11 protein-coding genes are annotated in these 12,830 nt (G+C 70.7%); 5 read left to right on the top strand and 6 right to left on the bottom strand.

The window, feature by feature from the left end:
• Positions 1 to 50: 50 nt before the first annotated feature.
• The 3 genes from K7G59_RS15455 to K7G59_RS15445 all read right to left on the bottom strand — a co-directional run bounded on the left by K7G59_RS15455 (position 51) and on the right by K7G59_RS15445 (position 3,434).
• Complete coding sequence (locus tag K7G59_RS15455; RefSeq protein ID WP_225834477.1) at positions 51 to 671, bottom strand: hemerythrin domain-containing protein; 621 nt, start codon at positions 669 to 671, stop codon at positions 51 to 53.
• Between the two features lie 147 nt (positions 672 to 818).
• Positions 819 to 2,228, bottom strand: a complete 1,410-nt coding sequence (locus K7G59_RS15450; protein WP_374114232.1) for an FAD-dependent oxidoreductase — start codon at positions 2,226 to 2,228, stop codon at positions 819 to 821.
• A 3-nt stretch (positions 2,229 to 2,231) separates the two neighbouring features.
• Positions 2,232 to 3,434, bottom strand: a complete 1,203-nt coding sequence (locus K7G59_RS15445; RefSeq protein WP_225834475.1) for a polysaccharide pyruvyl transferase family protein — start codon at positions 3,432 to 3,434, stop codon at positions 2,232 to 2,234.
• 751 nt (positions 3,435 to 4,185) lie between these two features.
• Here K7G59_RS15445 and K7G59_RS15440 point away from each other — a divergent pair.
• Positions 4,186 to 6,270, top strand: a complete 2,085-nt coding sequence (locus tag K7G59_RS15440) for a SpoIIE family protein phosphatase (RefSeq protein WP_225834650.1) — start codon at positions 4,186 to 4,188, stop codon at positions 6,268 to 6,270.
• Positions 6,271 to 6,368: 98 nt separating this feature from the next.
• Here K7G59_RS15440 and K7G59_RS15435 read toward each other — a convergent pair whose 3' ends face one another.
• Positions 6,369 to 7,724, bottom strand: a complete 1,356-nt coding sequence (locus K7G59_RS15435) for a phosphatase PAP2 family protein (protein ID WP_374114235.1) — start codon at positions 7,722 to 7,724, stop codon at positions 6,369 to 6,371.
• On the opposite strand from K7G59_RS15435, the gene K7G59_RS15430 reads away from it, so the two are divergent.
• The gene (locus K7G59_RS15430) at positions 7,678 to 7,839 is read left to right on the top strand and encodes a hypothetical protein (RefSeq protein ID WP_225834672.1); all 162 of its coding nucleotides are present in this window, start codon (positions 7,678 to 7,680) and stop codon (positions 7,837 to 7,839) included. The genes K7G59_RS15435 and K7G59_RS15430 overlap by 47 nt on opposite strands.
• Before the next feature lie 127 nt (positions 7,840 to 7,966).
• Here the strand turns inward: K7G59_RS15430 and K7G59_RS15425 are convergent, their stop codons facing one another.
• Positions 7,967 to 8,902: an RNA polymerase sigma-70 factor gene (locus K7G59_RS15425; protein ID WP_225834473.1), complete on the bottom strand. Its 936-nt coding sequence runs from the start codon at positions 8,900 to 8,902 to the stop codon at positions 7,967 to 7,969.
• Positions 8,903 to 9,107: 205 nt separating this feature from the next.
• On the opposite strand from K7G59_RS15425, the gene K7G59_RS15420 reads away from it, so the two are divergent.
• On the top strand, positions 9,108 to 9,587 hold the full coding sequence (locus K7G59_RS15420) for a carboxymuconolactone decarboxylase family protein (RefSeq protein WP_225834472.1): 480 nt from the start codon (positions 9,108 to 9,110) through the stop codon (positions 9,585 to 9,587).
• Between the two features lie 320 nt (positions 9,588 to 9,907).
• On the opposite strand, the gene K7G59_RS34730 is transcribed toward K7G59_RS15420, so the two are convergent.
• On the bottom strand, positions 9,908 to 10,030 hold the full coding sequence (locus tag K7G59_RS34730) for a hypothetical protein (protein WP_263976331.1): 123 nt from the start codon (positions 10,028 to 10,030) through the stop codon (positions 9,908 to 9,910).
• Positions 10,031 to 10,530: 500 nt separating this feature from the next.
• Here K7G59_RS34730 and K7G59_RS15415 point away from each other — a divergent pair, with 500 nt between their 5' ends.
• Positions 10,531 to 10,902, top strand: a complete 372-nt coding sequence (locus K7G59_RS15415; RefSeq protein ID WP_225834471.1) for a low affinity iron permease family protein — start codon at positions 10,531 to 10,533, stop codon at positions 10,900 to 10,902.
• A 162-nt stretch (positions 10,903 to 11,064) separates the two neighbouring features.
• Positions 11,065 to 12,762 (top strand): enoyl-CoA hydratase-related protein, encoded by a 1,698-nt coding sequence (locus K7G59_RS15410; RefSeq protein WP_225834468.1) that lies wholly within the window; start codon positions 11,065 to 11,067, stop codon positions 12,760 to 12,762.
• Positions 12,763 to 12,830: the final 68 nt, after the last annotated feature.

Raw genomic sequence — 12,830 nt, 5'->3', positions numbered from 1 at the left:
CCCACCGCACCGTGGCGCTGCCGGGCATCACGTGTCGGCGGCGCGGGTGCTCAGCTGCCGCCCTTCTCGGCCTCGGCGCGGTGGACCTCCGCGGCCAGCTCCTCCTTCTTCATCGAGGACCGTCCCTCGATGTCGAGGTCGCGGGCCTTCTGGTACAGCTGCGCCCGGGTCTCCTCCGCGCCGGTCTCCTGCTGTCCGCCGGTGCCGGGCTCGGCGCCCGCGGCCTGGAGGCGCTGGCCCGTCAGGGTCTGAGACCGGCGCCGCGCGAACGCAAGGCCCAGTTCCTGCAGTCGGTCGCGATCCAGAGACTCGCTCAGTGCGGGCAGGATGTCGTTCTCCTCCTCCTCGACGTGGTGGAGGACGTTGCCCATCCACTCCTCCAGGGAGCGGTCGAACTCCTCGCTGCTCCAGTCCATCTCCAGCAGGTGCTTGCCGAGGTGCTCGGCCTCGTGGTGCTCTTCGGCGGCGTGCTCGGCCTCCGCCTTCTGACCGGCCTCGCGGGCCAGGGCGGGGTACACCTGCTCCTCCTCCGCCTCGCTGTGGGCCTCCAGCATGGCCACCGCCAGCGGGAGGGCCAGGGGCCGGGAGTCCCTGTCCTTGCTCATCATGTCGAACAGGCGCTGCAGCTCTCGGTGGTCGGTGGTCAGCATCGTGATGACATCGCCAGCCATGGCAGACCCCTTCGTCTCTAGGCCTTCACTCTGTCGCGTCGCCGTCGGCTGGACCGCCTCCGGCTCGACCGGCTTCCCCCCGGGCTTCCTCGGTCGCCGGGTTTCCCGCACGGTCGTGTCGATGCATGCGCAGCGCGGTGAACCGGGTCAGTTGAGGCTCGCGCCCTGTGCGCGCAGTTCCCGCTGGACCACGCTCGCCGGGATGTCCCGGGGCTGTCGGCCCTGGGTCGCCGCGAGGGCCGCGCAGACACCTGCCGCCTGTCCGGTGGCCATGGAGATCGGCATGACCCGGTAGGAGGAGTGGGCCACGTGGTCGCCGGAGATGCAGCGGCCCGCGACGAGGATCCGGTCCAGGTCGCGGGGGAAGAGACAGCGCAGGGGGATGTCGTAGGACTTGCCGCGCGGCACCCGTTTGAGGACGGTGCCACGGCCGCTCGGGTTGTGGATGTCCACCGGGTAGGCGCCGCGCGCGATCGCGTCGTCGAACGTGCGGGCCGTCAGTACGTCTTCGCCGGTCAGCTTGTACTCGCCCATGATCCGGCGCGTCTCCCGGACGCCCACCTGGACACCGCTCTGCACGATGTAGGAGTCGGAGAAGCCCGGCACGTGCTCGCGCAGGAAACGGGCGATCTGTGCCATCTGGCGGTGCGCGGTGAACTCCGCGCGGGTGAGGTCCCAGACGCTCGTGCCGAGGACCTCGGTGATGCGGGTGGAGTTGACGGCCACCTCTCCGGCGTTCGGGGTGGCGAAGAAGAGCACGTCCTCACGCGGCAGGTCCAGTTCCCCGGCGTCCGTCGCGGCGCGGACCAGGTCCCACAGTCCGTGCACGCCCCGCCACTGGTCCGGGTGGGCGCGGGTGTAGGCGGTGAAGTCCTCGTGGGCGAAGCGGACCATGCGGAACATCAGCGACATGGGCTGGGTCCAGCCGTCCTCCGGTCGGCCGATCTCGTACCCCGCGCCCGCCGCTGCGGCGATGTCGCCGTCGCCGGTGCAGTCGACGATCACGTCCGCGTCGATCACGAGGGGACCGGACTTGGTCTCGAGCACCGCGCGTGCGCGGTCGGGCATGCTGAGGACGTCGGAGGCGAAGGCGTGCAGGAGCGTACGGACCTCGTGCACTTCCAGCAGGTCGTACACCGCCAGCTTGAACAGCTCCGGGTCGAAGGGCACGGTGTATCCGGTCTCCAGTGAGGGCTCGATCGCCGCGCCCGTGCGGACGAGCTGGTTGAGCAGCACCCACAGCACCCCGCCGACGACCGGCTCGCCCTCGCCGTGGTCGGGCGGCAGCAGGCGGGCGGTGTCCCCTGCCACGGCCTGCTTCACCTCGTTGTGGAAACTCATCAGCGGCATCACCAGTGCAGCGGTGGCGTTGCCCCCGAGGAACCCGTAGCGCTCGACGAGGATCACCTCGGCGCCGGCGTTCGAGGCACCGAGGGCCGCGCCGATGCCGGCCGGTCCACCGCCGATCACCAGCACCTGGGTGGTTCCGGCGTGCAGGGCCTGACGAGGAGGGAGATCCACCCTCCTGGGTACGCGGGGAGGCATCAGGTGGGTCACGGTCTACTCCCTCGGAAACCGGTGGCTGTCGGCTTCAGCCGCAGCGACAGCGGGCATCGGCGTGCTGTCCTGGACGAGGTCGCGTGCGGCGATCACATCCAGATAGGCAAGCAGCCGGTCAGCGGTGCGGGCCGCCCGTGCCCGCAGCGACGCCACGCGAACGGCCGTGTCGGCCGTCCGGGCGGGCCGCTCGTCCCACAGGCGGTCCACCTCCGCCAGCAGCAGCCCCGTCGTCTCCCTGATCACACCCCGCAAGGCGGGTGCGCCGACCTGCTGGGCGAAGTCGAAGACCTTGCCCGCGTAGGGCAGGGGCAGCAGGGGGATGCCCGCGAGCGCGGCGAAGATCAGAAAGTGCAGCCGCATGCCGACGGCCAGGTCCAGCTGCGTGACGATGTCGAGGACCTGCTGCGGCCCGTGATCACCGCGCAGCACCGTGCAGCGGTCCGCAGTGGCCATGCGGGACACCACGGCGTGCGCGTGCCGGATGTCGCCGCGTTCCATCGAGACGAAGACGACATGAGCGTCCAGGCGGTGGACGAGGAAATCGCCGACGCTCGCCAGGAGCTGGTGATAGCCCTCCTCGTCGAGATGCTCGGCCGCGCGCCCGGGCTCCCGCACGCTCATGCCGACCAGGCGCACCCCGCTCGGCACCGCCTCCGCCCGCAGCAGCGCCTGACCGCGATCGCCGGGTACCAGCAGCAGCGCCGGATCGGCGGTGACGGTCACGGGCCCGGTGAGCCCGGCCTCCTCGAGGACGAGCTTCGACTCCTCGTCACGGACCGTCACCTCGACCGCGTCGGAGAGCACCGTGCGCACCCATGCACAGTCCGCCTCGTCGGTCAGCGGCCCGGCTCCCACCGCATAGGCGAAGACGGGTACGCCGAGATCCTGGGCGGTGCGGGCCATCCGCAGATACCGACGTGCCTCGGTGTTGTAAAGAATTCCGCCGCCACCGAGCACGAGCAGGTTCAGCCTGCGCAGATGCCCTGAGATGTCCTCCCTGCACACACCTTCCCAACCGACGACCTCGACATCCGGATGGACGCGTCGGGTGTGTGCGGGATCGCGGGAGAAGACCACGAAGCGAGTCTGAGGCCGCCCGGCCCGAACGCGCTCCAGCAGGGCGGTGAGGATGGCCTCGTCGCCCACGTTCCGGCCCCCGTAGGAGCCCAGTACGCCCACGGTCATGCTGTCTGCCCGGTTCATGACCGCTCCCGAACGACGTTCACCAGAAGTGCTCCGACGACTTGAGTGCGGGAAGACGACCATCTGCGGTGTGCCCCATTTCATGACGTTCGTACCAGAATGCCGCAAATCTACGGATGTAGATGCCTCACGGCACCCGCCCTTACGGCACGGCGCTCAGCCGGTCACCCTTCCTCCGGGCACGAAGTCCGCAGCAGGACGCCGTCCCACGCTTCCCGCGGGATGGCCGGCACCGCAGTGCCGTCACCTCAGAGCGGGCGTATTGTCCCTGTATGGGTGACGCTCTGTGCGGCTGGTGCGGTGCAGCGCTGCCGGAGCCGGCCGGCCATGGCCGCCGGTACTGCACTCCGGCGCACCGGCAGGCGGCGTGGCGGGCCAGACGCCGGTGGCGGGCGGCGCAGCAGGAGCGGCAGGCGATGGTGGTCGCCGGAACCGAGTTGCTTCCCCACGTACAAGCGGTGGCACTGCAGCAGGGCACCGGTCCGGTGCCGGGGGCGTCTGCCGGGGCCTGTCACTGCGCTGCTGTGGCGCAGGTGCCGGAGCTGGCCGGACAACTGGTGCACTGCGCGGTGCTGGCCGACCGGCGGGCCGGGGCCACCTGGGCCCAGATCGGCGCCGCTCTGGGCCTCACCCCGGACACCGCTCGCAGCCGCTTCGGACGGACGCGGGAACCGGCGACCGGCACGCGGGGAGGTGAAGCGTGTCCGACACCGCCTCCGGCGCTCCCTGCGAGGACTTCGGTCCCGAAGCGATGGGCCCTCTCCTGAGCCGGTTCACGCGGGAGACCGGCGCCTATGTCACCGCCGTCTATCTGCTGTCCCAGGACGGATCGGCGCTGCAGCTCGCCGTCCTGAGCGGCGTCTCGTGGCGGATCGCCTCGCCCTGGACCCGGGTCGCCCTGGCGGCGGCGACGCCCGTGAGCGACGCCGTACGGGAGCAACGTCTGGTGTGGATCAACAGCGAGGAGGAACTGGCCCGCCGCTATCCGCAGCTCGCGCTGGTCCTGCCCCACCCCTTCACCATGGCCGCCGCCCCGATCACGGCAGGCCCGAGCACCTGGGGTGGCCTGGTGGTGCACTGGTCCAGCACGCACCCGCCCGCGCTGAGGGAACATGAACGACAGGCGCTCGCCGGCATCTGCCACCGCCTGGGGCTGATCTTGCAGCAGGCCGCCGACAGCGGCCGCCCCGTTCTGGCCGGGCCCGAGCCCCGGGTCCTGCCCACTCCGCCGGTCCGCACCGCCTCGACGGCCGAGGCGCAGGCCGCGGTCGGCTTCGCCGAGCGCCTTCCCGGAGGCTGCTGTGCGCTCGACCCGGACGGCCGTCTCACCTTCATCACCACTGCTGCGGCAGACCTCCTCGGCACCGGCATCGGCGACCTGCTGGGCGCCCGGCCCTGGGAGGCACTGCCCTGGCTGGACAACCCCGTCGCCGAAGACCGCTACCGGGCCACGGCGCTCAGCCGCCAGCCGACGTCCTTCACCGCCCGGCGCCCACCGGACCACTGGCTGTCCTTCCACCTCTACCCGGACGCCTCGGGCATCAGCGTGCGCATCGTCCCCACCCCCTCACCCGATGCCGGCCCCCCTCCACAGCTGCTGTATCCGGCGCCCCCCGCCGGACCCGGCCGGGCCACATCCCTCTACCACCTGATGCATCTCGCTGCGACGCTCACCGAAGCCGTCGGTGTGCAGGATGTGGTCGCAAGGGTCGCCGACCAGGTGCTGCCCGCCTTCGGGGCTCAGGCCTTCGCCCTGATGGCCGCCGAGGAGGGCCGGCTGCGGATCGTCGGCCACAACGGCTACCCGGCCGAGCTCATAGCCCGCTTCGACGCGGTCCCGCTGACTACGGACACCCCCGCGGCGCAGGTCCTCACGACAGGCGTCCCCAGCTTCTTCGCCGACTTCGCCGACCTCAAACAGGCCCATCCTGCCGCCGTCCCGCAGGACGACATGGCCGCCTGGGTGTTCCTCCCCCTGATCAGCTCCAAGAGCCCCGTCGGCTCGCTGGTCCTCTCGTACGACCGGCCGCGGTCCTTTCCCCCCGAGGAACGCTCCGTCCTCACCTCCACCGCCGGACTCATCGCCCAAGCACTCGACCGCGCCCGTCTCTACGACGCCAAACAGCAGCTCGCCCACAATCTCCAGGCCGGCCTGCTGCCTCGCAGCCTGCCCAGCATCCCCGGCCTGGACACGGCCGCCCGATACCTGCCCGCCAGTCACGGCATGGACATCGGAGGCGACTTCTACGACCTCATCCACCTCAACGAGGCAAAGGCCGCCGCAGCCATCGGCGACGTCCAGGGCCACAACGTGCAGGCCGCCACCCTCATGGGGCAGGTCCGCACCGCCGTCCACGCCACCGCCGGCGCATCCCCCGGCGAGGTGCTCGCCCGCACCAACCGCCTGCTCACCGACCTCAACCCCGGTCTGTTCACCAGCTGCCTCTACATGGACCTCGATCTCGCCCGGCACCGGGCCTGCCTGGCCACCGCCGGACACCCCCCGCCGATCCTGCGCCACCCCGACGGCCACACCGAGGTCCTCGACCTGCCGCCCGGACTCCTGCTCGGCATCGACGCCGCCGCCGACTACCCCATGACCGAGATCGTCCTGGCACCCGGTTCCGTGCTCGCCCTGTACACCGACGGACTCGTCGAGGCCCCCGGCACCGACGTCGGAGACGCGATCACCACTCTCGCCGAGCAGCTCGCGCAGGCCCGCAACGAGGACATCGGCACCATCGCCGACAGCTTCATCGCACACGCCCAGCAGTCCCAGGCCCGCAGAGACGACATCGCCCTGCTCCTCATCCACTCCCCGCGGGAAGCCGGCTGACACCATCCCGTCCGGCACCGGCTCCCCCTTCCCCGGCGGCTTCTCGGACGCAGCACGGCTCGTCGGGCTCGTCGCCGTCGGCCTCGCCGGCGACGTGCTCAAGCAGGTTCGGGTTGCGGTTCGGGTTGTGGTTCGGGTCCCGGTTCGGGTTGCCGCACAGGTGCGGCCTCCGGCTCCCACAGTTTCGTGGTGCGTATGTAGCCGTGGATCACTGAGGTCATCGCCAGAATGAGGAGTGGTCCGAACACCCACGGATGTTCGGCCATCTCCAACGGAAGATAGCGATATGACATCAGCAGCGCGGCGAAGACCGTCGCGCCGTGAGCGACCAGCTGCGTTCCCGAACGGTCCCAGCCACGTTCGAGTGAGCGCAGCGCTGCCTCGATCGTCAGCGCGAACACCACGCCGGCCACGAGATCCGCACCGTAGTGGTAGCCGAATCCCAGCGTTGCGCCGAGCGTGGCGATCAGCCAGAAAGCGCCTGCGTACCGCAGTATCCGGGGGCCCTTGCGGGAATGGACGAAAATTGTGGTGGCCCATGCGGTGTGCAGGCTGGGCATGCAGTTGCGGGGGGTGATCCCGTCGTACGGCATCGGGTGCGGGGCGTGGATCGGCGGCGGTGTGTCCGGCCACAGGTTGGCCACCGCCCAGTGCAGGCCACCGGTGCCGGAGGCGCCCGGCCCGTAGGCGAAGACCGGTCCGACCACCGGGAAGAGCATGTAGATGCCCGGTCCGAGGAGGCCGATCACCAGAAAGGTGCGCACCAGATGATGGCGCGGGAAGCGTCGCTCGACCGCCACGTTCCGCAACTGGTACAGCGCGACGACGACCGCGGCCACCGCAAGCTGCACGTAGACGTAGTCGAGAACATGGGCGCCGATCGGGCCGGTGGCCTCGACAAGCCGGCCTGCCAGCCACGACGGGTTGCCCAGCGCGTGATCGGCGGTCGCCACGTACTGGTCGAACACCGCGGGGCGGGTCTTCGAGGTGATGAGCAGCCAGGTGTCGCCGGTCTTGCGTCCGGCCACCAGCAGCAGGCCCAGCCCGACGCCCTTCAGCAGCAGGACGCGTTCCCGGCCCGTGCGGCGTGTGACGGCGATGACCGCACAGCCCAGCATCACCCACAACGCGCCGTTGCCGAAGGGGTGCCCGTCGGTCACCTTGACGTCCGCCGCCCACCGCACCAGCACGAAGGCGATGTCGATGCCGATCGCGACACCAGCGGCGATGAATCTTTCCCGCCAGGTGAGCACCACCATCATCAATCCCATACTGGCGTACAGGAGGAAACCTGATTTGGGTGGGAATATCACCTCTCGCGCCTGGTTGGTGATCGGCCCCGGCAGGCCGTAGTGACGCGCGGCGACCTCCAGCACGACGAGGAACACGAGGGCCACGACACCCGCCGTGGCCCACAGCACCGCCCGTGGCCGACGCCACGCGGCGAAGTCGATTCTGCAGGTTATTCGTGAAAACGCCCGTGATGCTCTAGATATCAATTGTTTGGCCGATTTGCTAGATATTAATTACACGTCACTCTTCGTGCCGGACATCATGGTTTTCCGGTGAAGGACGGGCGACGAGGGCGCCCGTCATGAGTTCGATCATGTTAGCGGAGCCGTACGAGTGGATTTCACTCGTCACAAGTTCCAAGAAGGTCAGTCGATCGCTGGGTCCGCCTCGCCCCGACCGCTTTCTAGCGGCGCAGGCTGGTCGGCTGCTCCACTCGTGACAGCTTCACGGGATTGCGCACGGCGTAGAGCCCGGTGATGAGGCCGTCGTCGATGCGCACCGCCACCATGGTGTCGATCTCCCCGTTGAGCCGGAGAATCAGCGCCGGGTAGCCGTTGACCTGTGCCAGCTGCAGCGACGCCGCGGCGCCGAACCTGCCCATCCCGGCGACCAGCTCAGCCACCGGGCCGGCACCCACCACGGGGTCCAGTACGGCCTGCACGACTCCGCCACCGTCACCCACGAGGACGACATCGGGCGCGAGGATGTCGAGCAGGCTCTGCAGATCACCCGTCTCGATCGCCCGTTGGAACGCTTCGAGGGCCTCTCGGGTCTCGGCCGGGGAGACGACGCCGCGCGGTCGCCGCGCCGCAACGTGAGCCCGCGCCCGGTGCGCGATCTGGCGGACCGTGCCCGGGGTCTTGTCGACGGCTTCCGCGATCTCGCCATAGGCCAGGTCGAACACCTCGCGCAGCACGAAGACCGCCCGCTCGGTAGGGGTGAGTGTCTCCAGAACCAGCAGCATCGCCATCGACACGCTGTCGGCCAGCTCGATGTCCTCGGCCACGTCGGGTGTGGTGAGCAGTGGCTCCGGCAGCCAGGGGCCGACGTAGGACTCCTTGCGCCGGCGGAGTGCACGCAGCCGGTTCAGCGCCTGGCGGGTGGTGATGCGGACCAGGTAGGCGCGCTGGTCCTGCACGGTGTCGAGTGCGACGCCCGCCCATCGCATCCAGGTCTCCTGCAGGACGTCCTCCGCGTCGGCGGCCGAGCCGAGCATCTCGTAGGCGACCGTGAAGAGCAGGTTGCGGTGGGCGACGAACGCCTCGGTGGCCACGTCCGTACGACCGCCTTGAGCGAGCGGCTCGGCCGTGCCCCTCGTTCCCGCGCTGCGCTCACCCATGGCTGGCTCCTGCCCTTTCGCTGTCGACCGTGACCCACACAAGACGTCGCTGCCCCGCACTTTGTGACACCCATGATCGGTGGCGCACGTCACATGACGTGGCTGTCACAAGGACCGGGGCAGCGGCATCTCCATGTCGTCATGACGCCGTGCGAACGATCCGCGCGGTACGCAACACCGCAACACCACGAGTGAGGAAGAAGTCATGGAACCTCGTTTCAACCTGTTCGACAGCCCGACCGCCGCGAAGGTCGCCAAGCGGTTCTACAACGTCTCGTTGGCTCTTGAGGACTCGACGCTGCCGAAGACCCTGCGGGAGCTTGTGGAGCTGCGGGTCAGCCAGATCAACGGCTGCGGGTTCTGTGTCGACATCCACACCAAGGAGGCGGCCGCCGCCGGTGAGAGCGCGCTGCGACTGCACCTGGTGGCCGCCTGGCGCCACAGCACCGTGTTCACCGAGGCCGAGCGGGCCGCGCTGGCACTCGCCGAGGAGGGCACCCGGCTCGGCGACCACGGCGTGACCGACGAGACCTGGGCCGAGGTGCGCAAGCACTTCGACGACGACGAGGTCGGTGCGCTGGTCTGCCTGATCAGCCTGATCAACGCGGCCACCCGGATGAACGTGATCGTGCACAACGCCGGGGGTTCGTACGAGCCCGGCATGTTCGCCAACATGGCGAACTGATCGCCGGACGAAGGACCGCCCAGCCCGGACCCGTTCGATCCGGGGCGGGCCGGTCATGCCGGCGACCCGGCTGACGAGGACGTGGACACAGGGGGAAGTCCGGGTGCTCGGGCAGGCCGGGAGCCTCGCCTGCACGGGAGGCCGACAGCCGACACCAAGCACTCCCGCCTGCGCCTCACCCCGGGCGGGAGTGCTTGCGCTGCCGGGCGGCAGGTCATGACCTGGGGCGACGCCCGCTGACCGTGGGAAGGAGGAGGCCCACCGAGTGCGCGGACCTGCGCGTCCGGGCCGGGCTGAGCCTCGACGGTTCGACGAAGGGGTCAGGCCCAGTGGCCGGCGGCGGCAGCCTCGGCGACGAAGTTCTCGAAGGGCCGGGGCGGCCGGCCGAGTGCTCGTTGCACGCCGTCGCGGAGCACGGCGCCCGAGCCGCCGCCCGCGGCCACGAGGAGCTCGGTGAGCAGTCGCGCGACATCGGGTGAGACGCCTGCCGCGACCTGCTGCTGGACGAAGGCATCGGGTCGGTGTCGACGTGCCGGATCGTGCGCCCGGTCGCCTCGCCGATGAGGTTCGCCGCTTCACCGAAACCGATCGCCCGTGCTCCGGTCAGCTGGTAGATCTGGCCGCTGTGACGGTCCTCGGTCAGTGCCGCTGCGGGTCCCCGGCCCGGACTTCGCCCGCCGGTGGCATCGCCAGGGACCCCGTCAAGCTGCACACCGGCGCTGACGCCGCAGAACCTTCACGATGCCGGCCGCGACGCGGACGTCACGTGCCGCTCCCCCTCGCGGCCAAGGGCGCGCAGCGGTGCCGGTGGAAGCCGGGAATCGGCCTCTGTCGCCGCACTGCGCGTCGACGGCGGCGCGCATCACCCGTTTCGGCCCCCGGGCCACGCCCGGTCGGCCGCAGGTGCGCCGATTGCGGCGGGGAAGCGGGTAGGGGTTGCGCCATGAGGTTTCCGAGCCCTGTCCAACGCGGTGGACCCGAGCCGGGCCGGTTCGAGCGGCTCGCCGAGAACGCCTCGAACCTGACGAGTTCCCCGCTCTTCTTCGTGATCTGCCTGGGACTGGTCGGCTTCTTCGTCGCCAGTCACGCCGCGGAACTGCCCCTCAGATGGCTGCTGCTCGCGGGCGAGGCGATGACCGCGGTCACCCTGTTGCTCCTGGCCCTGCTGAAGAACTCCGAGATGCGTGCCGAGCACGCCATCCAGCGCAAGCTCGACGCCATCGCGGAGGCACTGCTCGAAATGGGCGAGGACCGCGAGGAGACGGACGCCCGCAAGAAGCTGCAGGAGTCGATCCGGATGGAGGAGGAGACGTAGGGTCCGCGGCGCCGCCCGGTGGTCCCGTCCGCGGCGCCACCATCCGGTGGAACTTCCGGGCGGCGGCCGTTGCGCTGCGCCGCCCACACCGCCGACGGGACGATCCTGCTGTCTCGTCCGGGGCACCGCGCGCCCTCCGCTTCGCCGCCGTGAAGGGGCCGTATGGACATCCTCCTCGTCGCCAGTGCTTTCAACAGCCTGTCCCAAAGGGTGTACGCCGAGCTCTCCGACCGCGGGCACCGGGTGGAGGCGGTGCTGGCCTCGCACGGTGACGACGCGGTCCGCGCCGCCGTGCGGGAGACCGGCCCGGAGCTGATCATCGCGCCGATGCTGAGGACAGCGCTGCCCGAGGACGTGTGGCGTGAGCACACCTGTCTGATCGTCCACCCGGGCCCGCCGGGCGACCGCGGTCCGTCCGCCCTGGACTGGGCCGTCGCCGGCGGAGCACCCCGCTGGGGCGTGACCGTCCTGCAGGCCGAGGCCGTTCTGGACGCGGGTGACATCTGGGCCTCGGTGCCGTGCGCCGTGCCGCCCGTCGGCAAGAGCGACCTGTACCGGGGTGAGGTGTCCGACGCCGCCGTGGCCGCCGTACTGCTGGCGGTGCAGCGTCATGCCGACAGCTCCTTCAAGCCGCAATCGCAGGGCGACCCCTCGATCGGCGTCGTGTGGCGCGACGCCTTCCGACAGGAATCGCGCCGCATCGACTGGCAGGCGGACGGCACGGAAGCAGTCCTGCGCAAGCTGCGCGGTGCCGACTCGCAGCCGGGGGTCCTCGACGAACTGCTCGGCCGGGAGGTGTTCCTGCACGGCGGCCATCCCGAGGACACCCTGCGGGGCCGTCCCGGGGAGGTGCTGGCCACACGCCACGGCGCGGTGTGCCGGGCCACCCGGGACGGGGCGGTGTGGATCCCGGAGCTGAGGCCACGCCGCTCCTTGGGCGACCCCCATCCCTTCCGCCGCCCGGCGACCACGGTGCTGGGCGACCGGCTCCGGGACGTCCCGGAGGTGCCCGTGCCCCTGGAGCTGCCCGCCGAACGGCGCACCTGGGCCGACGTCCGCTACCGGCAGCGCGGAGACGTCGGCTTCCTGAGCTTCTCCTTCCCCGGCGGAGCGATGAGTTCCGACCAGTGCCGACGGCTGCTCGCCGGCTACCGCCAGGCGCTGGCCCGGCCGGCCTCGGTGCTGGTCCTGGACGGCGGGCGCGGCTTCTTCTCCAACGGCATCCACCTCAACGTCATCGAGGCCGCACCGGACCCGGCCGACGAGTCGTGGACGAATCTCGACGCCATGAACGACCTGGTCGAGGCGGTGCTGCGGACGACCGACCGGCTGGTGGTCGCCGCGCTGGGCGGCAACGCGGCGGCGGGCGGGGTGATGCTTGCGCTGGCGGCGGACGAGGTGTGGTGCCGTACCGGGGTCGTGCTGAACCCGCACTACCGTCGTATGGGCCTGTACGGGTCGGAGTTCTGGACGTACAGCCTGCCCCGCAGGACGGGGGAACAGACCGCCGAGCGGCTCACGCGGGAGGCGCTGCCGGTGAGCGCGGTCCTGGCCGGGCAGCTCGGCCTGGTCGATCGCCTCGTCCCGGCCTCCCCGGGCGCCTTCTGCCACGAGGTCGACCGCCTGGCCGCGGCGCTGGCCCTGGCACCGGATCTGCCGGAGCGGATCGCCGCCAAGCGGGCCGCGCGGGAGCGGGACGAGGCACGGAAGCCGCTCGCGGTGTACCGCAATGACGAGCAGACACGCATGCGCCGCATCTTCTTCGACCGTGAGGCCCCGTACCACGCGCTGCGGTCCGCCTTCGTACGGAAGGTGCCGAGCGGATCCTCTCGGCCGCTGGCGCCGCCGGCCGCGCCGTAGGCACACCGGACGGCTGCCCCCGGTCGCGCGTCACCCTCCATCCGCACTCTCCATCCGCACTCTCCATC

It is taken from the genome of Streptomyces sp. NK08204 (assembly GCF_020400585.1).
Classification (GTDB): domain Bacteria; phylum Actinomycetota; class Actinomycetes; order Streptomycetales; family Streptomycetaceae; genus Streptomyces.
Note: the sequence above shows the minus strand (reverse complement) of the source record. Positions and strands in the feature narration are given on the sequence as shown.

Bases quoted from the DNA above. Each gene is read 5' to 3' on its own strand.
- K7G59_RS15455 (WP_225834477.1), bottom strand. From the start codon at position 671: ATGGCTGGCGATGTCATCACGATGCTGACCACCGACCACCGAGAGCTG.
- K7G59_RS15445 (WP_225834475.1), bottom strand. From the start codon at position 3,434: ATGAACCGGGCAGACAGCATGACCGTGGGCGTACTGGGCTCCTACGGG.
- K7G59_RS15440 (WP_225834650.1), top strand. From the start codon at position 4,186: ATGGGCCCTCTCCTGAGCCGGTTCACGCGGGAGACCGGCGCCTATGTC.
- K7G59_RS15425 (WP_225834473.1), bottom strand. From the start codon at position 8,902: ATGGGTGAGCGCAGCGCGGGAACGAGGGGCACGGCCGAGCCGCTCGCT.
- K7G59_RS15420 (WP_225834472.1), top strand. From the start codon at position 9,108: ATGGAACCTCGTTTCAACCTGTTCGACAGCCCGACCGCCGCGAAGGTC.
- K7G59_RS15415 (WP_225834471.1), top strand. From the start codon at position 10,531: ATGAGGTTTCCGAGCCCTGTCCAACGCGGTGGACCCGAGCCGGGCCGG.
- K7G59_RS15410 (WP_225834468.1), top strand. From the start codon at position 11,065: ATGGACATCCTCCTCGTCGCCAGTGCTTTCAACAGCCTGTCCCAAAGG.